Genomic DNA, 25,429 nt, shown 5'->3' with positions numbered 1-25,429 from the left:
ATATTCTTGAAATTCCGGCAGCGAACGATAATAGAGAAATTTATCACCCTGGTCATAATTTTGAGTTGATTTTGAGAGGACTTCTACTATTAATCTGGGATTGGTAACAGTTGTCTTGCCAGTTTCATAATAAATCGGTTCCCCCTCAATTAGCATCACATCGGGATAGGTTGCTTGACGATATTGCGCTATCCATAATTTCACATCACCGATAAAAATATTATATTTCTGTCCTTTCAGGGCAAATTTTAAATAAGCGGCAAAATTGAGAGCAATTTTATTATGATCGGTAGTGCCTCCTGTCATCGGTACGATTTCCCCATCTTGATACTCATTTTTATAGGCTGCCGTTTCCTCTAGTTCTAAATATTCGGCAAAGCTATAGGTACTTTTATCTGTGGCTATGGTCATAATTTAAGTAGCTGGTTATAATTAAATTAAAAATGGATTTTAGGTTCGATCCCCCCTGCCCCCCTTGATAAGGGGGGTGCCGATCTCCCCCTTATTAAGTAGGGTTGATTCATGAATCAACCCTACCCTTAATAAGGGGGGCATCTGAAAGTTTTTAATACCTACCCACTTATTGATCGACTCCCTCAATTGATTATAGCAATTATTATACTGGTGAGATACAAAAAAGTTACCAGAAATTAGCTAGGTTTAGCCGAGGAAAAGATAACAGCTATCTTAATAAGACTCTTGAAAATTTTTAGCCAGCAACTAAACAGGAATTTGATCTCTCCCAAATGTGGGACAATTGACAAAGAACTAAGAATTGTAGAATCCCCCCATCATGACCTCGGAACTATCGAAGCAATACGATCCCAAGATCACAGAAACCAAATGGCAGCAATATTGGGAAAATCAAGAGATATTTACAGCAAACCCCGAAAAAGGCGGCGAAACCTACTGTATAGTCATCCCCCCTCCCAATGTTACCGGTAGTCTCCACATGGGTCACGCTTTCGAGAGTTCCTTGATTGATACACTTGTTCGCTACAAGCGCATGACCGGCAAAAATACCCTCTGGCTGCCAGGTACGGATCACGCTAGTATTGCAGTACAAGCTATACTCGATCGCCAATTAAAAGCCGAAAAAACCGACCGTTACCAACTAGGAAGGGAAAAATTCCTCGAACGCGCTTGGCAATGGAAAGAGGAGTCAGGTAGTACCATTGTTAATCAACTGCGACGCTTGGGGGTATCCGTCGATTGGACGCGGGAACGTTTCACCATGGATGAGGGACTTTCCCATGCTGTCCGTACTGCTTTTATCAAACTTTATGAGGACGGATTAATCTATCGCGGTCAATACTTAGTTAACTGGTGTCCCGAATCCCGATCGGCCGTTTCCGATTTAGAGGTGGAAAACAAGGACATTGAGGGAAATCTCTGGTATTTTCGCTATCCTCTTAGCGATGGTAGCGGTTATCTTCAAGTAGCCACCACAAGGCCCGAAACCATGCTAGGTGATACTGGTGTAGCTGTCAACCCGCAAGACCGCCGTTATCGCCATTTAATCGGCAAAACCGTCACTTTACCGATAATGGGGCGAGAAATTCCCATTATTGCCGATGAATTGGTGGATCCCGAATTCGGTACCGGTTGCGTCAAAGTTACGCCGGCCCACGATCCCAAGGATTTTGAGATGGGTAAACGCCATAATTTAGCCTTTATTAATATCATGAATTTAGACGGCAGTTTAAACGAAAATGCCGGAATATTCGCAGGTCAAGATCGTTTTGTTGCCCGCAAAAATGTCGTTAAAAAACTCGACGAAGACGGCTTTTTAGTTAAGATTGAAGTCTATCGCCATAGCGTCCCCTATAGCGATCGAGGTAAAGTTCCCGTGGAACCCCTTTTATCTACCCAATGGTTCGTTAAAATTGAACCTTTAGCCACAAAAGCTTTAGCCTGTTTAGATCAGGAAAACTCGCCCCGTTTTGTGCCAGAAAGATGGACAAAAGTTTATCGCGATTGGTTAGTTAAACTAAAAGATTGGTGTATTTCTCGACAACTGTGGTGGGGTCATCAAATTCCCGCTTGGTACATTATCAGTGAAACTAATAACGAAATTACTAACCATACTCCCTTCGTCGTTGCCCAGGATGAAACCTCCGCTTTAGCCAAGGCAAAACAAGAGTATGGAGAGGATATAATTATTCAACAAGACCCCGATGTTTTAGATACTTGGTTTTCCTCGGGATTGTGGCCATTTTCGACTATGGGATGGCCAGAAAAAACCCTTGATCTAGACACCTATTATCCCACCACAACCCTCGTCACTGGTTTTGATATTATCTTTTTCTGGGTGGCAAGAATGACGATGATGGCGGGGTATTTTACGGGACAAATGCCTTTTAAAGATGTCTATATTCACGGTTTAGTTAGGGATGAAAACGGCAAAAAGATGTCTAAATCTGCCAATAACGGCATCGATCCCCTAATTTTAATTGATAAATATGGAACCGATGCTTTACGATATACCTTAATTCGAGAAGTGGCAGGAGCAGGACAGGATATCAGTCTGCAATATAACCGTAAAACCGATGAATCGGAATCCGTAGAAGCGGCCCGAAATTTTGCCAATAAAATTTGGAATGCTTCCCGTTTTGTGATGATGAATCTGGAGGGAAAAACCCCAGAAGAATTGGGAGAACCAGTTTTAGAAAATTTAGAATTAGCCGATCGCTGGATTTTATCTCGTTATCATCAAACAGTACAAAAAACTAGAGATTATCTAGAAAATTATGGCATGGGGGAAGCCGCTAAAGGTCTATACGAATTTATCTGGCGCGATTTCTGTGATTGGTATATCGAGCTAGTGAAAACTCGTTTATGGAAGGATAAAGAATCGGTTTCTTGTGCTACAGCCAGGCAAACTTTGGCTTTTATCTTGGCAGGGACATTAAAATTATTACATCCCTTTATGCCCCATATTACCGAAGAAATTTGGCATAATTTAACCCAAGAAAATCAGCAAGTTTTGGCTTTAGAAGCCTATCCAATAGCTGATAGTTCTCTGATCGATCTAGACTTAGAAAATACTTTTGATTTATTAATTGAAAGTATTCGGGTTTTGCGTAATTTGCGGGCCGAAGCGGGGATTAAACCGGGGGCAACGATCACGGCAATTTTACAGACAGAAAACAGCCAAGAATTAGCTATTTTGCAACGCGGACAAGTGTACTTAAAAGACTTGGCCAAGATCGAAAACTTAATTTTGACGGCCAAATTAACCGAGGAAGTCAATCAAGCGATCGCCGGTGTTGTCGCTACGGTAGAAATCCTCATCCCCCTGTCCGGATTGGTTGAGATATCGGTATTGGCTGGGAAATTAGCGAAAAATTTAGCTAAAGTAGAAGGGGAAATCAAGAGTTTGAGCGATCGCCTGAATAAACCTAGCTTTGTCGAAAAAGCTCCAGAAGCTTTAATCCAAAAAACGAAGCAAGCTTTAGCAGAGTCCGAAAAACAAGCCCAAATTCTCCAAGAACGCTTAAAACGTCTGCATTAACGGAGGCAGGGGTTATTTTGGGGATTTTCTGAAAAATAGGGCAGTTTTCAGGCTACCCTAACCGGAAAATTAATCCCCAAAATGGGAGATAATCGCGTCGGCAAATTCGGAACATTTCAGGGGAGGATTAACGGGAGGTTCCATCAGACGCGCTAAATCGTAGGTAACTTGTCGATTAGCGATCGCTGCTGCGATGCCTTTTTTAATCAAATCGGCCGCTTCTTGCCATCCCATGTATTCCAACATCATCACCCCGGAAAGAATCACCGAACCGGGGTTAATTCGGTCTAAACCGGCGTGTTTAGGGGCTGTGCCGTGGGTTGCCTCAAAAATAGCGCAAGTATCGCCAATATTCGCCCCGGGTCCCATCCCTAAACCACCCACGATCGCCGCTGCCGCATCGGAGAGATAATCGCCATTCAGGTTCATGGTGGCGAGGATCGAGTATTCATCGGGACGGGTTTGGATCTGTTGGAAGATACTATCGGCAATGCGATCGTTGACCATAATTTTATCTTGCCACTGCCCCTTGCCGTGGGTTTCCCAGATAGCATCGAGAACACTGGTCACTTCTTGGCAGATTTTGGCTTTTTTCTCGTCTGTGAGGGCATCATAACCCGGTTCCACCATGCGGGCGTTATCTTCGATGCTCAGATCGGGGTTTTTCTCCTTATTGCTGAGTATCCATGATTCCATCTCGGTGACGCACACATCCCGGAATTCACTTTTAGCTAATTCATAACCCCAATCCCGAAACGCCCCTTCCGTATATTTCATAATGTTACCCTTGTGGACGAGAGTAACTTGATTTTTCGGTTTCGGTAAAGTCAGCGCTCGTTCGATCGCCCGGCGGACTAATCTTTGGGAACCTGTCTTACTAATCGGTTTGATCCCGATACCCGCGTCGAGGGGAATTTGTTTTTTACCATGTTCGGGAGTGGCGGGAATTAGTTCCGTGTTGAGATAATTAATCAGTTTATCGGCGATTTCCGTGCCTTGTTTCCATTCGATGCCGAGATAGATATCCTCGGTATTTTCCCGATAGACAATGACATCGAGTTTTTCCGGGGTTTTATGGGGGGAAGGGGTTCCCGCATAGTAACGACAGGGACGAACACAGGCATAGAGGTCAAAAATTTGCCGCAAAGCCACATTCAGGGAACGAATGCCGCCACCGATCGGAGTGGTCAAGGGACCCTTGATGGCAATACCATATTCTTTAATCGCTGTCAATGTATCTTGGGGTAGATATTGATAGGTTCCGTAGATTTCGCAAGCTTCATCGCCAGCATAGACTTTAAACCAATGGATTTTCCTTTGACCAGCGTAGGCTGTGGCGATCGCTGCATCGATAACTTTTTCGGTTGCGGGCCAGATATCGACTCCCGTACCGTCACCACGAATGAAGGGAATGATGGGATCGTCGGGAACTAGAGGTTTTCCGTCAGAAAAAGTAATTGTCGAGCCTGTTGTAGGTGGGGTGATTTTTTCGTAGCTCACAGTCATGGACTTCCAGAAACAGTATTTATCTATACGTTGGGAGTCTAGCGCCGTCAATATCTATACGCAGGGATTTTGGGTAATTTCTTAAAGATTCCTTTGCTGGTATCTCCACTCAAAACAACCTAGAGGAAATCTATTTATGCTGCTGCGCTCGTTGTTCAAGGCCAAGTTACTCCATTCCCCTGAACAATCTCTAACCCCAATTACTCAAAATTTTATGAAGCATTTGAGCAAACACCTGACTTGATCGTTGACAATGGCTCTATCCCGTTCTAGCTGTCAATAATTATGCAAAGTCTTTTTCGACGTTCCCTAGCTGAGACCAATTCTGGGGAAGAAGATATCCGTAGTCGTATTCTACAGGCCGCTTTACGTTTATTTGCCGCTAAGGGTTATGAAGGAACCACGACCAAAGACCTAGCAGGAAGCGCAAATGTGGCAGAAGGAACTTTATTTCGTTATTTTCCCAACAAAAAGGCGATTTTAATCGAAGTGGCCACTAGGGGATGGGTGGATATTCTCACCGACTTGCTGACGGAATTGAGCGAAATGGGCAGTTATAAAGCGGTAGCGCAGGTGATGCGGCGTCGGGTCTTGAGAATGCGAGAAAATAGCGATTTATTGCGAGTTTGTTTTATAGAGGCGCAATTTCACCCCGAATTAAAAGAGCGAATTCAATCGGAAGTAATTGCCAAAATGACCGATGTGGCCGAGGCTTTTTTTCAAACAGCGATCGATCGTGGTGTCTATCGTCCCATGAATCCGAAAATTGTCGCCCAGGTTTTTCTAGGAATGTTCGCAATTGCCGGTTTTTCCAGTGAAACTATTTTAGATAGTAATGCTTCCCCCTTAGCTTTACAAGAAATGGCCGAAGGTATTGCCGAAATTTTTCTGAATGGAGTGTTAGTTAAGTAGTCGTGCAAAATTAATTTCCTAGTCGAGACTCCGAGACAGCTAATCTAAAGATAGGCGGTTAAAATCCGTTTTAGCTTACTTAAGTAGGTAGGCGTTAAAAATTATCAGATGCCCCCCTTATCAAGGGGGGATTAAAGGGGGGACTAAGGGGGGATCGGCACCCCCCTTATCAAGGGGGGCAGGGGGGATCGAACCTAAAATCCATTTTTAATTTAATTATAACCAGCTACTTATGATAAAATGCTGTCAAGGTCAGGGAAGGGAAAACTTGCAATTATTCACTCAATAAAATAACTGATAGCCGAGATGAAACCCTGTTACTGTATTAATCCCGATTGTTCTCAACCGGAGCATCCGAGTAATAATAACTCGAATACTCGTTACTGTCAAAGTTGCGGCTCTGAGTTGTTGTTAAATGGTAAATATAGGGTGAGTCGGTTATTGAGTGATACGACCGGTTTTGGCGTTGTTTATGAGGCTTTTGAAGGTTTTACAGCCAAAATCCTCAAGGTATTACAAGAAAAATGTAATAATGACCCGAAGGCAGTTGAATTATTTAAACGGGAATATGACGTTTTATTAGAGTTGAGTCGTCAAAATGTCACCGGTGTTCCTCGAGCAGATGCCTATTTTCAATATTCCACGAGAGAAGGGAAAATATTACACTGTTTAGTTATGGAAAAAGTGGAGGGGATTAATTTAGAACAGTGGCTAAAGCAGTATGATAAATTAAGTCAAAAACGAGCTTTTAAATGGCTGAGAGAAATTACTTTAATTCTCGATAAAATTCATCAACAGAATTGGCTGCATCGAGATATTAAACCCCCTAATATCATGTTGCGGAATAGTGGCGAGTTGGTGTTAATTGATTTTGGCACAGCAAGGGAAGAAACCCAAACCTATCATCAAAAGGTAAAAGGTCAACAGGTAACAGGTATTATCTCACGCGGATATACACCCAATGAACAACAACATGGCCAAGCGGTGATTCAATCAGATTTTCATGCTTTAGGACGAACTTTTGTACATTTATTAACCGGAAAACATCCCTTAGAAATGTATGATCCGATTAATGATGTTTTACCTTGGCGAGAAGAAACGGAAAATATTCACCCGTTATTGTTGGATTTTATTGATGAGTTAATGGGAAGATTGCCAAAGAATAGACCGGCTAATACTAGGGTTATTTTACAACGTTTGGATGAGATTGAACGGCAATTAAAGTTACCTCCTATACCTCCTAATAGACCATCTCCACCACCACCAAATCCGCTGCCTGTTGTAACTCAAAAACAACCGCCAGTTATTCCTAATATTAATCCTTCGGTTTCACCCTTAGATAAAACCCTTACTGGTCATTCTGAGACAGTTTTCTCAGTAGCATATAGTCCCGATGGCCGCTATTTAGCTAGTGGTAGTAAGGACAAAACTATCAAAATTTGGGAGGTGGCAACAGGAAAAGGATTGCGTACCCTTACTGGTCATTCCGGGGTGGTTTTGTCAGTGGCATATAGTCCCGATGGCCGCTATTTAGCTAGTGGGAGTCAGGATAAAACTATCAAGATTTGGGAGGTAGCAACGGGAAAAGTGCGTACCCTTACTGGTCATTATATGACGTTTTGGTCAGTGGCATATAGTCCCGATGGCCGCTATTTAGCTAGTGGGAGTAGTGACAAAACTATCAAAATTTGGGAGGTGGCAACGGGAAAAGAATTGCGTACCCTTACCGGTCATTCTATGACGGTTTGGTCAGTGGCATATAGTCCCGATGGCCGCTATTTAGCTAGTGGGAGTCTTGACAAAACTATCAAAATTTGGGAGGTAGCAACGGAAACAGAATTGCGTACTCTTACTGGTCATTCTCACGCGGTTTTATCAGTAGCATATAGTCCCGATGGCCGCTATTTAGCTAGTGGGATTGGTGACGGTGCTATCAAAATTTGGGAGGTAGCAACGGTAAGAGAATTGCGTACCCCTACTCGTCATTCTGAGGTAGTTAGGTCAGTAGCATATAGTCCCGATGGACGCTATTTAGCTAGTGGGAGTCAGGACAAAACTATCAAAATTTGGGAGGTAGCAACGGGAAACGAATTGCGTACCCTTACCGGTCATTCTGAGACAGTTTTCTCAGTAGCATATAGTCCCGATGGTCGCTATTTAGCTAGTGGAAGTGTTGACAAAACTATCAAAATTTGGCGAGTGGGACAGTAAACTTGTGTTTGGGGTGACAGCAATAACTTTTGTCTATCAAAAATGAGCGACACTTGCGGGAAACTGCACCGATGTCTTTAAAAATATTGGGTTTTGGCTCAAATTATTGAATCGAGCAGTTTTCTCCTAAATAGGGTATGCGGCAAAAAGTACGGGCGAAGCATTCGGATAGAAAATCTACAGTTTCACCGATAGGTTATTGTCCGAATGCTTCGCCCCTACAGGACGCGGGCCGATAAAGACGCAAGATTTTGAACGACGATTCTCTCACAATCTTGCACCTGTTTTGCGAGAAAAGCCACAAAATCTCTACCTTGCTTACATCTCACATTTATTCAGCAAACCCTATATAATGTGTATATTAACAATCTACTATACACAACTAGGAATAGGATGACGACTAACATTATCATTGATGACCAACTCATGGCTGATGCTCTTAAAGCTACTGGTTTAAAGACTAAACAAGAAGTTGTTGAATTGGGTCTTAAGACTTTGATTCGGCTCAAACAACAGGAGAAAATTAAAGCCTTTAAAGGTAAGCTTAAATGGGAAGGAAACCTTGAGGAAATGAGGCACAATCAATGATTCTTGTGGATTCCAGTGTTTGGATTGATTATTTCAATGGTTATAATACTACGGAAACAACAGAACTTGATTTATTGCTGGGAGTTGAGCCGATAGCTATTGGTGATATTATTCTCACCGAAGTTCTCCAAGGTTTTAGGAGTGATAAGGATTATCAAATAGCCTATCGCTTACTAACTTCATTGACTATTTAGGGCTTGCTGAATAAATGTGAAATATAGACGAGGTAAGGGTTTTAGGGTTCTGTTTTGCGAAACAGGTGCAAGATTTTGAGAGAATCTTCGTTCAAAACCTTGCGTCTTCATCGGCCCGTGTCCTGTAGGGGCGAAGCATTCGGATAGAAAATCTACGGTTTCACCGATAGGTTATTGCCCGAATGCTTCGCCCGTACTTTTTCAGCAGACCCTATTTATGATTTACTAGGTTTGAGAATGGCATTGAAAAGCGCGGACAATTATCGCCAGTTACGCAAGAAGGGGATAACTATTAGAAAAACTGCTGATGTTATTATTGCCTCCTTTTGTATTTAAAATAATCTTCCGCTCCTTTTTTCAGATAAAGATTTTATTCCTTTTGTGAAGCACTTAAAGCTAATTTCAGCTTCTCCTACCACTTGATTTCTTGAGGTTTTCAACTCTAATGCTTTACCCGAGAAAAGTAGTTTGGTTGATATATACTCCTATTCTGCTCTTGCTCGAAGGTTAGCTCTAAAACAAAATTTGTTTCAACATAGATATTCACGCCGCTGCCTCACGCTGAAATTTTCCCCCAGCTAAAGCAGCATACAACCCTGAATCAATCAACCAACGCTGAGAATCATCGAGAGCTTCAGGCGGCTTTTCAGAATAAATAATCTCTCCCAACCAGGAAGCAACAATTAGTTCAAGACTTTGCCTACTAATTTGGTCATTCGTTACCCCTGCTCGTTGAAAATAAGGCTGAAGAATGGGACTGGCATCAATCAGATAACTAGGTTCACTCTGCTCCTGAAAAGCCCCAACATCACTCCATAAGTAAAATCTGTCAGGAAAGACCAGCAAAAAATAGGGAGCCTTGGCAAAAGTACCGTGTGCCAGAATATTGCGTCGGAGTTTTGCCGCCCATTCTGGGGATACGTTGGTTTTGCACTTGACCTCAACCACAAGAGCGAGTTGACCATTGCGGTTATTAACTGCTAAATCCCAGCCAGAAGCCATACGATGAACTGATGAAACGTTTTCCATAGGTAATTCAGTTGCTTGTAATCGTCCAGTCTTCTGCTCTTAAACCGGCAATTTGCCCAAAATCTGAGAGATTTCGCGTCAGCAGGATAGCCTGATTAACCATTGAGATAGCAGCAATCTTCAAATCCATCGAACCCAAACGAGGGTAAGTTACCCGAAGTTCTTGAAAAACTTGACCTGCCTTTTCATCAAAGCCGACAATAGGAATCGTGCGATAATTAGCGAGGTGCTTTTCTAGCCTTCGATAGGCAACAACTTGGGTTTCAATCGAACTGGTCTTGGCTATGTAACTGAGCCATCCCCGCATTTGTTCTTCGTAGGTGATAATTGTGGTAGCAACTTCGCTGCTCGTAATAGCAGCCAGTTTTTTCAGCAATTGTTGTGCCAGTTGACCCCCGCGATCGAGAATAGTAATATGATCTGTGTCAAGGAGATACATTTCAGGATTCGTATGCTTCCTCGGCTAATGGTTTTAGGGACTGACGGTACTCTTGACCAAACTGCATTGCCTCTTCGTAAGCTGGATCATCAGCAAAAGTGCCGACAATTTTTTCCCACCAGGGAGTTTCGCTGACAGTAGGTAGCAAACGCTTAAGCAGTGCTACTTCAGCTTCTAAAGTTGCTAGTCTTATCTCTAGATCAGTGCTTAACATGGTTGACATATCCTCCTATTCTGCTCTTGCTCGAAGGTTAGCTCTAAAACAAAATTTGTTTCAACGCCAGAAGCCATACGATGAACTGATGAAACCATACACAGCACTCCGGGTAAAATTACCGATAAACGATTGTACACAATTCTGTCTTTAAGTCAAGTGGCTTTACAAAACTTCAAGCAATTTCTTGACAAAATTTAACCTTTTTTCTCATTTTTGAACCCTCAAAAATTAATCATGCAAGAGGTTTAATCTACTATACACAACTAGGGATACTATGAGAACTAATACCATTTCTCTAAATGAAAACTACACATCGAACTTAAGTCACCCTTTTTAAGGGGGATTTAGGGGGATTAAACTTCTGTAGTCAGACTTTGGAGAATTGGTATAAGACTCTCATTGATGACCAACTCATGGCTGATGCTCTTAAAGCTACTGGACTCTCCTATTCTTTGTGTGATAAATTTAACTTCTATAGTAGTGATCGATCTTTGTGTCCTTTGTGTCTCTGTGGTTCGTTCCCCTCACTATTTATTGCCGGCAGTCTTCATTGACTATCTAGACCAAAAAAAACCAGTCTTCCCTAATTTTTCGGGAAAACTGGACAAGCTAATCTTGAGATTTTAACCGACGTTAGCGGTTTGTTTTTGGCTAAAAAATGCCGCTAAAACCTGTTGGGCAATCTGAGGACTGGTTAAACCCAAATCAGCGAAGGATTCCTCTGGTTTTGCGTGGTCCACTAATTTATCGGGAACCCCGAAACGTTTGACCGGAACTAGAATATTAGCATCCTGTAAAGCTTCCAAAACCGCAGAACCAAAACCACCCATCAAACAACCTTCTTCCAAAGTCACCACTTTACCAAGACGTTGGGCAAGGGGAAAGATAAGTTCTGTATCAAGGGGCTTGACAAAACGAGCATTAACCACTGTGGCTTCAATGCCGTGTTCGCTGAGGATTTCGGCCACTTGTAGGGAAGTGTTGACCATAGTGCCGTATCCCAACAGGAGAATATCATCGCCACTGCGGAGAATTTCGCCCTTACCGATGGGTAAAGCTTCCCAACCCTCTTCCATCAGGGGAACCCCTAAACCGTTGCCCCGGGGATAACGCATGGCAATGGGGCCGCTGGTATGATTAATCCCCGTCACCACCATTCTTTGCAGTTCCGCCTCATCTTTGGGGGCCATAATGGTCATATTGGGGATACAACGCAGGTAGGCGATATCGTACATCCCTTGGTGGGTCGGTCCATCGGCCCCGACAATACCGGCCCGGTCCATGCAGAAGAAAACCGGTAGATTTTGAATGCAGATATCATGAATAATCTGATCAAAAGCCCGCTGCAGGAAAGTAGAGTAAATAGTGACAACCGGGCGCATTCCTTCGCAAGCAAGACCACCGGCGAGAGTAACAGCGTGTTGTTCGGCAATTCCCACATCGATATACTGTTTCGGCAGTTTTGCCTGAAATTTATCTAATCCCGTCCCGGTGGCCATGGCGGCGGTGATACCAATAATGCGCGGGTCATTTTCCGCTAATTTAGTGAGAGTATGCCCGAAAACTTTGGAATAAGCGGGAGGTTTCGGTTTACTGGAGGGAATCGGTTTACCCGTGGCTAAATTAAAGGGATTTTGGGCATGATAACCCACTTGATCTTTTTCGGCTAATTCGTAGCCTTTGCCTTTCACGGTGGCAACGTGGACGAAAACCGGTCCGTGGACCTTATGGGCCTGTTTAAAAGTGGCGATTAATTCGGGAATATTATGACCATCAATCGGGCCAAAATATTTAAAGCCCAATTCCTCGATGACCGCGCCGACTTTGGGAACTGCTAACCGTTTCATTCCTTCTTTGACTCGTTCCATTTCGGGAGTGAGGGAGTCACCGAAAAAGGGTAGATTTTTAAATTGTTCTTCGAGATTATCGGCGATAAACTGGACGGGTTCGCTCAGACGAACTTTATTGAGATAGCGGGAAATTGCCCCGACGTTGGGGGAAATGGACATCTCGTTATCGTTGAGGATAACCATGATGTTGGTGTTCGGTAAATGTCCAGCATGGTTAATCGCCTCTAGGGCCATACCCCCGGTTAAAGCGCCATCCCCGATGATCGATACCACCTTGAAATCTTCCCCCTTGGCATCCCGGGCTAAAGCCATTCCTAACCCCGCAGAAATGCTCGTAGAGGCGTGTCCAGCCCCAAAATGGTCAAATTTGCTCTCGCAACGTTTTAGATAGCCCGCAACGCCGTTTTTTTGGCGCAGGGTGTGAAAATCGTTATAGCGACCGGTAAGGAGTTTGTGCGGATAAGCTTGGTGTCCCACGTCCCAAAGGACTTTATCTCGATCGAGATCGAGGGTCTGGTAAAGGGCGATCGTTAGTTCTACGACTCCTAACCCCGGTCCCAAATGTCCACCAGTAGCGGCGATCGTCTGGAGGTGTTTTTCGCGAATCTGACGGGCAATATCTTCTAATTGACGGAGTGATAAACCATGTAACTGGTTGGGATGAGTAATTTCACTTAGGTGCATATCGGCTTCTTTTTCAAAGTAGTTTATCCCTATACCAACTGTATAGGATTTCCAGCCTGAGATGAGGGAAAATCTAGGCTAATCTGGCCGCCGTGCGTAAAATTTGGCCGGCTAACATGGCAGCCCCAAAACCATTATCGATATTAACCACACCGATACCGACCGCGCAGGAATTGAGCATAGTTAACAAAGGAGCAATACCACCGAAACTGGTTCCGTAACCGATACTGGTGGGAACGGCGATCACCGGGCGATCAACTAATCCCGCTACCACACTTGGTAAGGCTCCTTCCATTCCCGCAACAACAATTAACACATCGGCGGCATCCAATAGATGGCGATGATTCAAGAGGCGATGAATTCCCGCTACTCCCACATCCCAGAGACGCTGCACGGAAAAACCGCATAATTGAGCAGTAACCGCCGCCTCCTCCGCTACGGGAATATCGGCAGTTCCCGCCGTTAGGATGGAAATTATCCCTTTTGGGGGATTTTCTGGGGCAGCTGCGGCAATGGCACAGATGCGGGCTAAGGGATAATAAACTAAGTCTGTCACCTGTTCCTGTAGCTGGGCTGCTATCTCTGCTTCAATGCGGGTGGCCATAACCACGGGACTATTTTGACGCAAAACATTGATAATTTGGGCGATTTGAGCGGTGGTTTTACCCGGCCCCCAGATAACCTCCGGAAATCCCGTTCTTAATTGACGATGATGGTCAATTTTAGCGAAGTCTTCCACCGGTTCAAAGGCCAGATGTTTAAGTTTATCTAAGGCTGTCTCTGGGTTAATTTCTCCCCTGGCAACGGCGGTCAGCAGCGATCGCAAATCGGCAGCATGGAACATGGTCAGTTATCAGTTATCAGTTATCAGTTATCAGTGGGTAAGTTATCAGTTATCAGATTTGAGTTTTAAGTGAGCAGTATGTGTTAAGTGACCAGTATTAAATAGCAGTTTCTTGCCATCTTTTCACTGTTTACTGATCGCTGATCACTGTTTACTGATCACTGATTACTGTTTACTGCTCACTGCTCACTGATATTAGGAGGCCATGGTAGCTGCGGGACGACGGCGGCGATAAGTACGATTGTTCGCTGGTTCCGTTGCCGCCGCTTGCAGGAGGAAAATCACTAGAGGTTGACTCTGTAACTCCCGTTTAATTAAACGCTGCAAAGTCGTCTCGATTTCGGCCCGCAAACCGGCCCAATCCTGGACTCCCGTGGCGGTTTTAAATTCACCGATGCGATCGCTTAAACAGCGTTCGATCGCCCGAATAATTAACTGATTCAGCAGCGAGATTTCCACTTTTGTGACCACACCGCGCAAATTAATCTCTGGAGGTGCGCTTAATTGTCCCTCACCGTTAACGAAGGATGCGATCGTAATCACACCATCTTCGGCTAACTGTTGTCTTTCCTGCATAATGTGTTCGTGGACTACACCCGCTTGATCGACTAACTCGATTCCCGAAGGCACTGGAGCGCCGATAGCAATGCGATCGCCAGTTAACTCGATCGTGTCACCATTTTTGACAATCACCATATTTTCGGCAGCAATACCCATACTTTGGGCCATCTGAGCGTGTTTGACCAGCATTCGGTGTTCTCCATGCACTGGCACAAAAAACTTCGGCCGGGTCAAAGATAGCATCAATTTATGGTCTTCTTGGGAACCATGGCCGGAAACGTGAATTCCCTTATCGCGTCCGTAAACTACGTTAGCACCCTGCATCATCAGGCGATCAATTGTATTGACCACAGCGATCGTATTACCCGGAATCGGATTAGCGGAAAAGACAATCGTATCCCCCTGACGCACGCGAATATGAGGATGTTCACCCTTAGAAATCCGTGTCATGGCCGCTAAAGGTTCCCCCTGGGAGCCTGTGGTTAAAATGACGATTTTATCATCGGCTAAATTGCGGGTCGCTTTCAAGGGTTCAAACAGATCATCGGGACATTTTATATACCCCAAATTGCGCGCATGAGCGATGACATTTAACATCGATCGACCCACTACCACCACTTTCCGGTTAAATTTCTGGGCCAATTTCAACACCAGATTAATCCGATGCACCGAGGAAGCAAAGGTAGTGATCATAATCCGTCCCGTTGCTTGGTTAAAAACCCGCTCTAAACCGGGATAAACGGAAGCTTCCGAAGGAGTATAACCGGGTACTTCCGCGTTAGTGGAATCACTCAATAAACATAGCACCCCTTTCTCGCCATGTTCGGCAATTTTTTGTAGATCAAAGAATTCGCCATCCACGGGAGTATGGTCAATTTTAAAATCTCCTGTGTGAATAACTACCCCTAAAGGAGTGTGAATTGCTACACAAAAACTATCGGCGATCGAGTGGGTATTGCGGATATATTCCACCATGAAAGATTTACCTAAACGCACCATTTGCCGGGGAACTACGGTTTCTAATTTGGTACGATTTGCTAATCCTGCTTCTTCCAATTTATCCCGCAATAAAGCCATCGCTAGACGCGGACCGTAGATAATTGGTACATCAAATTGTTTGAGATGGTAGGGAATGCCACCGATATGATCTTCGTGACCGTGGGTGACGATCATACCCTTAATTTTATGGCGATTTTCTCTTAGATAAGTCATATCGGGAAGCACTACATTGACCCCGTGCATATCATCGGAAGGAAAAGCTAAACCGGCATCCAGGAGAATAATCTCATCATCGTACTCAAAAACACAGGTGTTTTTGCCGATTTCGTGTAATCCTCCTAGGGGAATGATCTTTAGTTTTGCTTCGGTTTTATCTTGATTCATTAGGTGTCCTTTGATGGTAAGTTATGGTGATTTTTCAGGTGGTTTTTTTGGACGGGAAATCTCAAAAAATGAATAGTTAGAATAAGTCGAACTAGGGAAATAACACCTAGCTAAACTCACTTAGTATCAATACTTTCTAGCAGTTCTAAACTATATTTCTTTTCTTCTAGTTAAGCTATTAATATTATAACCTACTTTCTCGAAAAATCCCAGTTTAGTGGGCAAGAATTTCTAGTATTTTTCTAGATTAAAGCCAATTCTTGCATAATTTTTGCTAATCCTTCTTCTAGTTCGGGACTTAAGGAACATAAAGGAAGTCTTAGACCCCCCACCTCCCAACCGACTAGATTTAAGGCCGCTTTAATTGGAATTGGATTAGTGGCACAGAATAAACCTTTAAACAGGGGAAATAATTTCAAGTTAATCTCGATCGCTTTGGCCGCATCTCCGGTTAATAAAGCTTGAATCATCCCTTGGATTTCTTCTCCCACCAGATGACTAGCAACACTGACCACCCCCACCGCACCACAGGTCATTAGGGGTAAGGTGAGAAAATCATCGCCGGAATAAATAGCGAAATTTTCAGGAGTATGACAGTAAATCTTACAGGTTTGTTCTAAATTACCACTAGCTTCTTTTACCGCCACAATATTATCAACTGCTGCCAGTTTAATAATCGTTTCCGGGGTCATATTTTGACCCGTACGACCGGGGATATTATAAAGCATCACCGGCAGATCGGGACAAGCTTTGGCAATGGTGCGAAAATGCTCGTATAAACCCTCTTGGGGTGGTTTATTGTAGTAGGGAACCACTTGTAAAGAGCCATCTAAACCCAGTTTAGCAGCCTGTTGGGTAGCTTCGATCGCTTCGGAAGTGGAATTAGAACCCGTCCCCGCGATCACTTTTCCCCGACCATTAACCGCTTTTTTGACAATACTAAATAGTTCGTATTCTTCCTGCCAACTTAGGGTGGGTGATTCTCCCGTCGTCCCACAGACCACTATACCATCGCTACCGTGAGTAACTAGATAATCGGCCAATTTTTCCACCAGGGCATAATTAACTTGACCCTCGACGGTGAAGGGAGTCACCATCGCCGTAATTACTCGTCCAAAATATGTTGTTTCACTCATTTATCAGTTATCAGTTATCATTTATCAGTTATCAGTTATCAGTTATCAGTTATCAGTTATCAGCTTCTGAAGGCAAGAGGCAAAAGAAAGAATCTGACAATCCTCCTAAGTAGGGAGGCACAATTAATTATTTGTAGGATGGGTTAGGGTAGGACTATTTAATTGATTATTATTCATTCTTAATCCTCCTGACTACTGACTACTGGCTCCTAACCCCAACAACAATTTTTGATTTTTACCAGAGGTCTAGTTATCATCGCCTTGATCTAGCTGATGGCTGATCGCTTAATTATCAAACTGTTGCTAATCTTGAACCGACGAGATTTTTCTTGACTAAAAGTTCGGCAATTTGTACAGCATTTAAAGCCGCACCCTTGCGAATTTGATCGCCGCATAGCCACAATTCTAGACCGTTAGGATGGGAGATATCTTGACGAATGCGTCCCACTAATACTTCATCGCGACCAGTAGCATCAATTGGCATGGGAAAATAATTAGCGTCCCAATCTTCCACTAATTTTACCCCCGGAGCGGACTGAAGAATCTCTCTAGCCTTCACCACAGAAAAAGGCTGACTAAATTCTAGGTTAACCGATTCCGAATGGGCCCGCAGCACGGGAACCCTTACACAGGTGGCGCTAACCCGCAGCCCCGGACAAGCAAAAATCTTGCGGGTTTCGTTGACCATTTTCATTTCTTCCTCGCAGTACCCTTGACCATTAATCGGGGTATTGTGGGGAAAAAGATTAAAAGCGAGGGGATAGGGGAAGGAATTAGTGGGAGGTTGCCGATTATCAAGAATTGCTTGCGCTTGCTGTTTTACCTCCTCCATGGCTCGCGCTCCAGCACCACTAGCAGACTGATAAGTAGAAACTACTACTCGCTCGATCGCCTGTACTTGGTGGAGAGGCCAGATCGCCACTCCTAAAAGAATTGTCGTACAGTTGGGATTAGCGATAATGCCCCGGTGATTGTCCACACTGTCGGGATTGATTTCCGGGACAACTAAAGGCACTTCGGGATTCATGCGAAAAGCACTGGAGTTATCGATAATCGTCGCACCCGACTCGACAATAGTTTTCGCCCAAGCTTTCGAGGTGGCCCCCCCCGCAGAAGCAAGAACGATATCCACCTCCCGAAAAGAGCGCTCGTTTACCGCTTCGATTAGGAGACTTTCGCCCCGAAAATCGAGGGTTTTTCCAGCAGAACGCTCGGAAGCCAGTAATTTTAGACTAGCGAGAGGAAATTGACGACTAGCTAATAACTCTAGTAATTCCGTTCCCACGGCCCCGGTGGCTCCTAAAATAGCGACCCGTACTTTTTGACTCAAATTGTGTGACCTCCTGACGAGTTGGGTGATGATAATGATCCGAAGAAATCGTTACAGTAAAAAATCTTTTTTGTCCACCGAGTTATTCTAAAACTTGGATTGATCGGCTTTTGATCAGCAAAATTTTCTGATTGGGCTTAACTGCCCCAAGGACGGAATAAATTAAATATACCCCATTGACCGCTAAAATAAAAAGATTGTGAGAGCTTGGGGAGCAACTGCAGCTATTCCCCTAGAATATCACGAGCGGGACGGATCCACCGCAGGCGCAAACACCGCTCACCCTATTATAAACGTTCCTTGTCGTAAGAGCTAGAAAAATCAATGAAAGTTATTCAGGAAAAGCTTCCTGCCAGTCAGATAGGTTTAGAAATTGAAATTCCCGCCGAAACCACGAAAAACACCCACGAGCAAGTGGTCAAGAATTTAGCGAAGTCGGCCAATATACCCGGTTTTCGCCCCGGCAAGGTTCCCCGTCAGATCCTTCTGCAAAGATTGGGAACTAAGGCGGTAAAAGCGGCGGTAATTGAGGAATTAATTGAAAATTGCCTCGAATCTGCCCTGAAACAGGAGGGTATCGAGTCCCTGGGCAATCCGCAGCTATTGTCTAAGTTTGAGGATTTGATCGCTGCCTATGAACCGGGTAAAGCTTTGACTTTTTCAGTTTCCTTGGATGTGGCCCCGACAATTATTCTCGGAGATTACGAAAATCTGAGCGTTACTGCCGAAGAAACCGTTTATGATCCCGAATCCGTGGAAAATTGGTTTAAAGAGCGTCAAGAACAGTTAGCGACATTGGTTCCCGTGGAAGATCGCGGGGCGCAGCTGGGAGATGTGGCGATCGTTGATTATCGGGGAAAATCCGCCGAAACTGGCGAGGATATCCCGGATATTGACGGCGAAGATCTGCGGGTGGATATGGAAGCAGGACGCTTTATCGAGGGTATGGTGGAAGGAATTATCGGCATGAAACCGGAAGAAGTCAAAGAGATGACTTTAACTTTCCCGGAAGATTATCCCAAAGAAGATGTGGCAGCAAAAGCAGTAATCTTTACAATTACGATGAAAGAGTTAAAAGCGAAGGAATTACCGGAGCTTGACGACGATTTTGCCCAAGAAGTCAGCGATCAGGAAACAATCGCCGAATTAAGAGCAAGTTTAGAGAAACGTTTCCAAGAACAAGCGGAGAAGGAAACCAAAGAAAGCATTTATGACGCTTTAACCAAGGAATTGGTCAAAGGTGCGACTTTAGATTTACCGGAGACGCTGATCGAAAAGGAAGTGACGCATATTTTGACCCAAAGCTTCATGCAGTTCCAACAAATGGGGCTAGATGTCAACCAGTTGTTTACAAAAGATAATATTCCCAAAATGCGGGAAAACGCCCGTCCCGATGCGATCAAAAGTCTGAAAGAGACTCTGGTGGTGCAGGAATTGGCTAAAGTCGCGGGCATTGAAGTCAGTCCCGAAGCAGTAGCGGAAAAAATCGCTAATATCATGGCGCAATTGTCCGATCGCGACATAGATATGCAGCGTCTGGAACAGGTGATCACTGAAGAAATGCTGGCGGAAAACACCCTGGAATGGCTGAAAGAAAAAGCTACTATCACCCTTGTCCCCAAAGGTTCCCTAGAGGAAGAAACAAGCGAGGAGGAGGAAACGGAAGAAACCTTCGCATTCACCGAAGTGGAAGTGTTGGCAGCTGAGGCTGAGGAAGAATAACCGTAAGGAGTTAGCAGTCGTGTTGGGGTGTTGGGGTGTTAGGGTTTTAGGGTTTTGGGGTATTAGTTGAATTCCCCCATTCCCCCATTCCCCCATCTCCTGATAACTGATAACTGATCACTGATAACTGATTCCTGCCAACCGGGGGAAACTTAGGGCATAATAGATGGACAGAAGTGCTAAAGATGCTTAACATTTGCCAATAAAAGCTCCACAGCCAAGCAAAACCCCTAAGATTGTGATAGCGGAACCGAAAAAATTATGCTCGAATCGAGATCACCTGACTACCCAATTACCAGTAATTGTCGCCCTGCTATCTACGCCAACACGGGGAGAAACTCCCTAGCTAACGTTTTACCCGTGGTAATCGAACAGTCTGGCATGGGTGAACGGGCTTTTGATATCTATTCTCGACTCTTGCGCGAGAGAATTGTCTTTTTGGGAACCCCCGTCGATGATCAGGTCGCTGATTCGATCGTTGCCCAACTCCTCTACTTGGAGGCAGAAGATCCCGAAAAAGATATCCAACTCTATATCAACTCCCCCGGTGGTTCCGTTTATGCCGGACTAGCTATCTACGACACCATGCAACAAATTCGCCCCGACGTGGCGACAATTTGTTTCGGTTTAGCCGCTAGTATGGGAGCATTCCTGCTTTGTGGTGGCGCGGCAGGTAAACGGATGTCCCTACCCAGTAGCCGGATCATGATTCACCAACCCCTCGGCGGTGCCCAAGGTCAAGCTAGTGATATCGCCATCCAAGCCAAAGAGATCCTCTATATTAAACAGAGACTCAATACCATGCTGGCTCACCACACCGGTCAACCCTACGATCGCATAGCCAACGACACCGAACGGGACTTTTTCATGTCGGCCGTCGAAGCCAAAGAATATGGGTTAATCGATCTGGTGATTTCCCGTCCCGAACTGCCCGATCCTACCGTTCCCGTTACTTCCCTGTAAATAATAAACTATGTCTAAATACGACTCCCACCTCAAGTGTTCATTTTGCGGCAAATCCCAGGAACAAGTGCGAAAATTAATCGCCGGGCCGGGGGTCTATATTTGTGACGAGTGTGTGGAACTGTGTAACGAAATTCTCGATGAGGAATTGATGGAACCGCCCAGTCCGGTCGCCCCAGTGGAGGAACGTCCCAACAAACGGCGATCGGGCCAAAACAAAACCACTTGGGAACAAATTCCCAAACCAAGAGAGATTAAAAAATACCTCGATGACTACGTTATTGGTCAAAATGAGGCGAAAAAAGTGCTTTCGGTGGCCGTTTATAACCATTACAAACGCCTCAAAGATATCCAAACCCAAAAAGCCGGTGGCGGCAATCCAGAAGATAGCATCGAACTGCAAAAATCTAATATTCTGTTAATTGGTCCCACAGGATCGGGAAAAACCCTTCTAGCTCAAACTCTGGCTAAAATCCTCGATGTACCTTTTGCTGTCGCCGATGCCACCACTTTAACCGAGGCCGGTTATGTGGGGGAAGATGTGGAAAATATTCTCTTGCGTCTGTTACAAGTGGCAGATTTGGACGTGGAAGAGGCGCAGCGGGGCATTATCTACATTGATGAAATCGATAAAATTGCCCGTAAGAGCGAAAATACCTCGATTACCCGGGATGTGTCCGGAGAAGGGGTTCAGCAAGCTTTACTGAAAATGTTAGAGGGAACGATCGCCAATGTTCCCCCCCAAGGCGGCCGCAAACACCCCTATCAGGATTGTATTCAGATCGACACCAGCAATATCCTGTTTATCTGCGGTGGGGCGTTTGTCGGTTTAGATAAGGTGATCGATCAGCGTCTCGGTAAAAAATCCATGGGCTTTATTCAACCGGGAGATGGCCAAGCTAGTAAGGATAAGGTAGCGGCAGGGTTATTAAAACAAATGACTCCCGATGATTTAGTCAAATTTGGCATGATTCCAGAGTTTGTCGGTCGAATTCCCGTCCTAGCGGCACTGTCACCCCTGGATGAGGAAGCTTTAATCGCTATCCTGACGCAACCCCGCAACGCTTTGGTGAAACAGTATCAAAAACTGTTGAAGATGGACAATGTACAGTTAGAGTTTAAATCTGATGCCGTCCTAGCGATCGCCCAAGAGGCCTATCGTCGCAAAACTGGGGCCCGGGCCCTGCGGGGTATTGTCGAGGAATTAATGCTCGATGTCATGTACGAATTGCCCTCGCGCAAAGACGTGAAACGATGTTTAATCACCCGCGAAATGGTGGAAAAACGTTCCACGGCAGAGCTATTGGTTCATCCTTCCTCTCTACCTAGTCAAGAATCCGCTTAAGGGGAAAAATCGAGGTTAACCATGCTGAACACCGTTCCTGCGATCATCAAAGAAGGCCGGATCGAACTCCTCGAATCCGTGCCGATTCCAGAGGGTACTAGAGTTCTAGTCACCCTCATCCCGGAGGAGACAAACTCGGATTTCTGGCAAAAAGTCAGCGAAACTGCACTGGCTAAGATTTGGGATAATCTGGAAGACGACATCTATGAACGATTACTCGAAGCTTGAAATCGTTCTCGTTCGTTATCCTTAAGACAATCGGACGACTATCGGACACAGATGCGCGACGTTGGCAAAACTCTTTACGAGGATGGCTAGGTATCTAAGTAGGTGGGTGGAATTAAATATAAGATGAACGTAGGTTGGGTTGAAGCATGAAACCCAACGCCCGCATGGGTTACGCTACCGCTAACCCATCCTACAAATAATTGTACCTCCCTACTTAACTATCATGAAAACTCAAATAATCGATAAAACAGTCACTGTTCGCGGTGTTCCCCACTATTACGAGTGGATTCGGGGGTCAGAATCTGCCCAGAAAAAGCCGGTTATGGTGTTTATTCATGGTTGGGGAGGATCGGGACGCTATTGGCGATCAACCGCTGCGGCAATTTGCGATCGCTTTGATTGTTTATTGTACGATATGCGGGGTTTTGGTCGGTCTAAATTGCCGGAAAAATCCCCCGATCTTTCCTACGATTTAGAAGAATATGCCCTTGATTTGGCCTTGTTTTTAGATAGTTTGGAAATTGAAAAAGTCTATCTTAATAGTCACTCTATGGGGGCATCGGTGGCGACTTTTTTTATTACTATGTACCCCGAAAGAGTGGTCAAAGCAGTTTTAACCTGTAATGGCATTTTTGAGTATAATAAAGCGGCTTTTGCTGCCTTTCATAAATTCGGTAAGTATGTGGTACAGTTTCGTTATGATTGGTTTTTAAAAGTACCTTTTGCCGATCGATTATTTATGGCGAGATTCTTGCATCGATCGATCCCAAAATCAGAAAGAATTGCTTTTTTAGAAGATTTTTTAGCGGCAGATTACGAGGCCGCCCTAGGCACAATTTATACATCTGTGAGTAAAAAAGCAGTGGAAATTATGCCGGATAAATTTGCAGAGATTAAGATACCAACTCTTTTAGTATCGGGGGAAAAAGATATTATTATCCCTGCCAAAATGGGCAAAATGGCGGCGGATTTGAATAATAATATCCAGTATGTGGAGATGGCTAATACTGCTCACTTTCCCATGTTAGAAGATGCCCCTACTTATCTAAAAAAATTGCAAGATTTTTTTAGAAATTAATTAGGGCTGGCTGAAAATTACTGGAAGCCTTACTAGAAAGCGGTTTTGGGACTTTTTTAGCCAAAAAAGTGCAAGAAATAAAGGTTGAGAAATCGATCCGAGAGACTCAAAACCCTTGCACTTTCCGGAGGTGATTACAAAGGGATCTGCTTCCCAGTGCGCGAGGTCATTCTGTTATTCTGACTACCCCGACCGACTCCTGACGACCGACTCCTGACGACCGACTCCTAACCCCACCAACAAACTTTTTGCCGCAAACCCTAATTAGAATGCCAAAAGGTCAGGAAAAACGCCCCCAGGCCACACCAATCAGGATAGTAACCCCGAAAAAGAGACGATACCAGACAAAAACCCAGGTACTCTGTTTTTTGAGATAATCTAATAACCAAGCGATCGAAAGATAGGAAAATATCCCCGAGGAAATTACCCCAATAGCGAGGGTAATTAATTCACTGGTGTTAATCTGGTCGAGAACGCCTTTAAATTCCACTAAACCGGCTAAAGTTATCGCCGGAATCCCCAGCAGAAAGGAAAATCGCGCCGCTACGGCCCTTTCTAAACCCATGAATAACCCGGCAGTTAAGGTGGACCCAGAACGAGATACCCCCGGTATTAGGGCTAAAGCTTGGGCTAATCCCATTAAAACCCCGTCTTTTTGTCGCAAAGTCTCAAAACTGCGTTTATGTTTCCCGATTTTTTCGGCCGTAGCTAAGAGTAAAGACATGACTATAGAGGCACAGGCGATCGCTGTCATGCTTCTCAGGGGGGAATTATCTAAATCGGGAATGAAAAGTTTCATTAACAAACCGAAGAAAACGATCGGAATTGTGCCTAGGATAATCCCCACGGCCAAACGAAAATCCTGGGAACGATAATCGGAACTAGCCACCGCTTTCACCATTCCCGTGGATATTTGCCTTAAATCCTGCCAAAAATAGGACAATACCGCCGCAATACTGCCCAATTGAATCACTGCCGTATAGGTGACACCGGGATCTCCCCAACCCAAAAAGACGGGAATCACTTTTAGATGAGCGGTACTGCTAATCGGCAAAAATTCCGTCACTCCCTGCACAAATCCCAAAAAAATCGCCTGTAACCAGTTAATTTTTGCCAGAGGTATGGCGCTAGTGGTTGATTGGGCAATGGCGGCGGGTGTAATCGCCAAAATCACCGTTATTATCGCTAGTCCTAGCCATTTATAGCTTTTTTTCAGGAAGGAAAACATCATTTTTCAGTAAAAAAAGGGGTTGGGTGTGGGGTGTGGGGTGTGGGGTGTGGGGTGTGAGAGTTGGGGAAATTAACTAATCAATATTACTGCCTTTTGTCTATCTCAATAGCTTTTTTTCAGGAAGGAAAACATCATTTTTCAGTAAAAAAAGGGGTTGGGTGTAGGGTGTGGGGTGTGGGGTGTGGGGAGACCACTTCGTGCGCGTTGCGGGGGGAGATGGGGAAATTAACTAATCAATATTACTGCCTTTTGTCTATCTCAATGGAACGAGAGGACTCCCGTTAAACCGCTACGCAGTTAACGGGAGATGAATCGCCACCAGAATGAAACTAACGCGGTAGCGTTTCCACTTTTGGGGAGTTTTGGTTCTCGACGTATTTTTTTAGTTGTTCGACAGTAACGCCGCCACAACTAGCCACGAAATAACCTCCCGTCCAAAAATAGGGTTTGTTGTCGAAATACTT

Annotated in this window: 23 protein-coding genes; 11 read left to right on the top strand and 12 right to left on the bottom strand. The window is 44.6% G+C overall.

Features of this window, described 5'->3' with window-relative positions; genetic code table 11:
* Positions 1–411, bottom strand: a 411-nt coding sequence (locus IM477_RS06980) for a Uma2 family endonuclease (RefSeq protein WP_287731076.1), incomplete at its 3' end; no start/stop codon positions are given.
* Positions 412–793: 382 nt separating this feature from the next.
* On the opposite strand from IM477_RS06980, the gene IM477_RS06975 reads away from it, so the two are divergent.
* Positions 794–3,514, top strand: a complete 2,721-nt coding sequence (locus IM477_RS06975) for a valine--tRNA ligase (protein WP_287731075.1) — start codon at positions 794–796, stop codon at positions 3,512–3,514.
* A gap of 69 nt (positions 3,515–3,583) precedes the next feature.
* Here IM477_RS06975 and IM477_RS06970 read toward each other — a convergent pair whose 3' ends face one another.
* Positions 3,584–5,020: an NADP-dependent isocitrate dehydrogenase gene (locus tag IM477_RS06970; protein WP_190722959.1), complete on the bottom strand. Its 1,437-nt coding sequence runs from the start codon at positions 5,018–5,020 to the stop codon at positions 3,584–3,586.
* 285 nt (positions 5,021–5,305) lie between these two features.
* Between IM477_RS06970 and IM477_RS06965 the strand changes: the two genes are divergently transcribed.
* The 4 genes from IM477_RS06965 (at position 5,306) to IM477_RS06950 (ending at position 8,925) form a co-directional block, all read left to right on the top strand.
* Positions 5,306–5,932 (top strand): TetR/AcrR family transcriptional regulator, encoded by a 627-nt coding sequence (locus tag IM477_RS06965; RefSeq protein ID WP_147069121.1) that lies wholly within the window; start codon positions 5,306–5,308, stop codon positions 5,930–5,932.
* Positions 5,933–6,238: 306 nt separating this feature from the next.
* On the top strand, positions 6,239–8,143 hold the full coding sequence (locus tag IM477_RS06960; protein ID WP_287731074.1) for a serine/threonine-protein kinase: 1,905 nt from the start codon (positions 6,239–6,241) through the stop codon (positions 8,141–8,143).
* Positions 8,144–8,536: 393 nt separating this feature from the next.
* Positions 8,537–8,731 carry a type II toxin-antitoxin system VapB family antitoxin gene (locus IM477_RS06955; RefSeq protein ID WP_061432967.1) on the top strand — a complete coding sequence of 65 codons (195 nt, stop codon included), beginning with the start codon at positions 8,537–8,539 and terminating at the stop codon, positions 8,729–8,731.
* A complete protein-coding gene (locus IM477_RS06950) occupies positions 8,728–8,925 on the top strand; it encodes a PIN domain-containing protein (RefSeq protein WP_147073645.1) in 198 nt (65 codons plus the stop codon). Before IM477_RS06955 ends, IM477_RS06950 begins: the two co-directional genes overlap by 4 nt.
* A gap of 543 nt (positions 8,926–9,468) precedes the next feature.
* Here the strand turns inward: IM477_RS06950 and IM477_RS06945 are convergent.
* Genes IM477_RS06945 through IM477_RS06935 form a run of 3 tightly spaced genes read right to left on the bottom strand, consistent with a single transcriptional unit; the run spans position 9,469 to position 10,607 of the window.
* Positions 9,469–9,954, bottom strand: coding sequence for a hypothetical protein (locus tag IM477_RS06945; protein ID WP_287731073.1), 486 nt, complete (start codon positions 9,952–9,954; stop codon positions 9,469–9,471).
* Between the two features lie 7 nt (positions 9,955–9,961).
* On the bottom strand, positions 9,962–10,393 hold the full coding sequence (locus IM477_RS06940; RefSeq protein ID WP_287731071.1) for a type II toxin-antitoxin system VapC family toxin: 432 nt from the start codon (positions 10,391–10,393) through the stop codon (positions 9,962–9,964).
* Between the two features lies 1 nt (position 10,394).
* Positions 10,395–10,607 carry a hypothetical protein gene (locus IM477_RS06935; protein WP_287731070.1) on the bottom strand — a complete coding sequence of 71 codons (213 nt, stop codon included), beginning with the start codon at positions 10,605–10,607 and terminating at the stop codon, positions 10,395–10,397.
* Positions 10,608–11,023: 416 nt separating this feature from the next.
* Here IM477_RS06935 and IM477_RS23000 point away from each other — a divergent pair, with 416 nt between their 5' ends.
* Positions 11,024–11,164, top strand: a complete 141-nt coding sequence (locus tag IM477_RS23000; RefSeq protein ID WP_071846437.1) for a DUF2191 domain-containing protein — start codon at positions 11,024–11,026, stop codon at positions 11,162–11,164.
* 69 nt (positions 11,165–11,233) lie between these two features.
* Here the strand turns inward: IM477_RS23000 and dxs are convergent, their stop codons facing one another.
* The 5 genes from dxs to IM477_RS06910 all read right to left on the bottom strand — a co-directional run bounded on the left by dxs (position 11,234) and on the right by IM477_RS06910 (position 18,398).
* Entirely contained in the window at positions 11,234–13,144 is a 1,911-nt protein-coding gene (gene dxs, locus IM477_RS06930) for a 1-deoxy-D-xylulose-5-phosphate synthase (protein WP_287731069.1), read from the bottom strand.
* 73 nt (positions 13,145–13,217) lie between these two features.
* Positions 13,218–13,988: a nickel pincer cofactor biosynthesis protein LarB gene (larB, locus tag IM477_RS06925; RefSeq protein WP_002758604.1), complete on the bottom strand. Its 771-nt coding sequence runs from the start codon at positions 13,986–13,988 to the stop codon at positions 13,218–13,220.
* Positions 13,989–14,183: 195 nt separating this feature from the next.
* Positions 14,184–15,932 (bottom strand): ribonuclease J, encoded by a 1,749-nt coding sequence (locus IM477_RS06920; RefSeq protein ID WP_287731068.1) that lies wholly within the window; start codon positions 15,930–15,932, stop codon positions 14,184–14,186.
* A 242-nt stretch (positions 15,933–16,174) separates the two neighbouring features.
* Complete coding sequence (gene dapA / locus IM477_RS06915) at positions 16,175–17,068, bottom strand: 4-hydroxy-tetrahydrodipicolinate synthase (RefSeq protein ID WP_147071705.1); 894 nt, start codon at positions 17,066–17,068, stop codon at positions 16,175–16,177.
* Positions 17,069–17,360: 292 nt separating this feature from the next.
* Positions 17,361–18,398 (bottom strand): aspartate-semialdehyde dehydrogenase, encoded by a 1,038-nt coding sequence (locus tag IM477_RS06910; RefSeq protein ID WP_287731066.1) that lies wholly within the window; start codon positions 18,396–18,398, stop codon positions 17,361–17,363.
* Positions 18,399–18,722: 324 nt separating this feature from the next.
* On the opposite strand from IM477_RS06910, the gene tig reads away from it, so the two are divergent.
* The 5 genes from tig to IM477_RS06885 all read left to right on the top strand — a co-directional run bounded on the left by tig (position 18,723) and on the right by IM477_RS06885 (position 23,734).
* Complete coding sequence (tig, locus tag IM477_RS06905) at positions 18,723–20,120, top strand: trigger factor (RefSeq protein WP_287731064.1); 1,398 nt, start codon at positions 18,723–18,725, stop codon at positions 20,118–20,120.
* 261 nt (positions 20,121–20,381) lie between these two features.
* A complete protein-coding gene (gene clpP / locus IM477_RS06900; RefSeq protein WP_002736918.1) occupies positions 20,382–21,083 on the top strand; it encodes an ATP-dependent Clp endopeptidase proteolytic subunit ClpP in 702 nt (233 codons plus the stop codon).
* A 10-nt stretch (positions 21,084–21,093) separates the two neighbouring features.
* On the top strand, positions 21,094–22,428 hold the full coding sequence (gene clpX / locus IM477_RS06895) for an ATP-dependent protease ATP-binding subunit ClpX (protein WP_149988401.1): 1,335 nt from the start codon (positions 21,094–21,096) through the stop codon (positions 22,426–22,428).
* 21 nt (positions 22,429–22,449) lie between these two features.
* A complete protein-coding gene (locus IM477_RS06890; protein ID WP_002797389.1) occupies positions 22,450–22,656 on the top strand; it encodes a hypothetical protein in 207 nt (68 codons plus the stop codon).
* Between the two features lie 223 nt (positions 22,657–22,879).
* Entirely contained in the window at positions 22,880–23,734 is an 855-nt protein-coding gene (locus IM477_RS06885) for an alpha/beta fold hydrolase (RefSeq protein WP_287731062.1), read from the top strand.
* Positions 23,735–24,014: 280 nt separating this feature from the next.
* On the opposite strand, the gene IM477_RS06880 is transcribed toward IM477_RS06885, so the two are convergent.
* A complete protein-coding gene (locus IM477_RS06880) occupies positions 24,015–24,965 on the bottom strand; it encodes an undecaprenyl-diphosphate phosphatase (RefSeq protein ID WP_502866535.1) in 951 nt (316 codons plus the stop codon).
* A 329-nt stretch (positions 24,966–25,294) separates the two neighbouring features.
* Positions 25,295–25,429 (bottom strand): transposase (locus tag IM477_RS06875; protein WP_287731078.1); only part of this gene is annotated, 135 nt, incomplete at its 5' end.

Source organism: Microcystis sp. M090S1 (genome assembly GCF_020246295.1).
Classification (GTDB): Bacteria; Cyanobacteriota; Cyanobacteriia; order Cyanobacteriales; family Microcystaceae; genus Microcystis; species Microcystis aeruginosa.
The sequence above is the reverse complement of the archived record's forward strand: the minus strand, read 5'-3'. Positions and strand labels throughout refer to the sequence as shown.

Excerpts from the sequence above, each read along its gene's own strand:
- clpP (WP_002736918.1), top strand. The coding sequence starts at position 20,382 with ATGCTCGAATCGAGATCACCTGACTACCCAATTACCAGTAATTGTCGC.
- IM477_RS23000 (WP_071846437.1), top strand. The coding sequence starts at position 11,024 with ATGGCTGATGCTCTTAAAGCTACTGGACTCTCCTATTCTTTGTGTGAT.
- IM477_RS06890 (WP_002797389.1), top strand. The coding sequence starts at position 22,450 with ATGCTGAACACCGTTCCTGCGATCATCAAAGAAGGCCGGATCGAACTC.
- IM477_RS06975 (WP_287731075.1), top strand. The coding sequence starts at position 794 with ATGACCTCGGAACTATCGAAGCAATACGATCCCAAGATCACAGAAACC.
- larB (WP_002758604.1), bottom strand. The coding sequence starts at position 13,988 with ATGTTCCATGCTGCCGATTTGCGATCGCTGCTGACCGCCGTTGCCAGG.
- dapA (WP_147071705.1), bottom strand. The coding sequence starts at position 17,068 with ATGAGTGAAACAACATATTTTGGACGAGTAATTACGGCGATGGTGACT.
- IM477_RS06920 (WP_287731068.1), bottom strand. The coding sequence starts at position 15,932 with ATGAATCAAGATAAAACCGAAGCAAAACTAAAGATCATTCCCCTAGGA.
- clpX (WP_149988401.1), top strand. The coding sequence starts at position 21,094 with ATGTCTAAATACGACTCCCACCTCAAGTGTTCATTTTGCGGCAAATCC.
- IM477_RS06880 (WP_502866535.1), bottom strand. The coding sequence starts at position 24,965 with ATGATGTTTTCCTTCCTGAAAAAAAGCTATAAATGGCTAGGACTAGCG.
- IM477_RS06965 (WP_147069121.1), top strand. The coding sequence starts at position 5,306 with ATGCAAAGTCTTTTTCGACGTTCCCTAGCTGAGACCAATTCTGGGGAA.
- IM477_RS06955 (WP_061432967.1), top strand. The coding sequence starts at position 8,537 with ATGACGACTAACATTATCATTGATGACCAACTCATGGCTGATGCTCTT.
- IM477_RS06950 (WP_147073645.1), top strand. The coding sequence starts at position 8,728 with ATGATTCTTGTGGATTCCAGTGTTTGGATTGATTATTTCAATGGTTAT.
- IM477_RS06940 (WP_287731071.1), bottom strand. The coding sequence starts at position 10,393 with ATGTATCTCCTTGACACAGATCATATTACTATTCTCGATCGCGGGGGT.
- IM477_RS06960 (WP_287731074.1), top strand. The coding sequence starts at position 6,239 with ATGAAACCCTGTTACTGTATTAATCCCGATTGTTCTCAACCGGAGCAT.
- tig (WP_287731064.1), top strand. The coding sequence starts at position 18,723 with ATGAAAGTTATTCAGGAAAAGCTTCCTGCCAGTCAGATAGGTTTAGAA.
- IM477_RS06945 (WP_287731073.1), bottom strand. The coding sequence starts at position 9,954 with ATGGAAAACGTTTCATCAGTTCATCGTATGGCTTCTGGCTGGGATTTA.
- IM477_RS06885 (WP_287731062.1), top strand. The coding sequence starts at position 22,880 with ATGAAAACTCAAATAATCGATAAAACAGTCACTGTTCGCGGTGTTCCC.
- IM477_RS06935 (WP_287731070.1), bottom strand. The coding sequence starts at position 10,607 with ATGTTAAGCACTGATCTAGAGATAAGACTAGCAACTTTAGAAGCTGAA.
- IM477_RS06970 (WP_190722959.1), bottom strand. The coding sequence starts at position 5,020 with ATGACTGTGAGCTACGAAAAAATCACCCCACCTACAACAGGCTCGACA.
- dxs (WP_287731069.1), bottom strand. The coding sequence starts at position 13,144 with ATGCACCTAAGTGAAATTACTCATCCCAACCAGTTACATGGTTTATCA.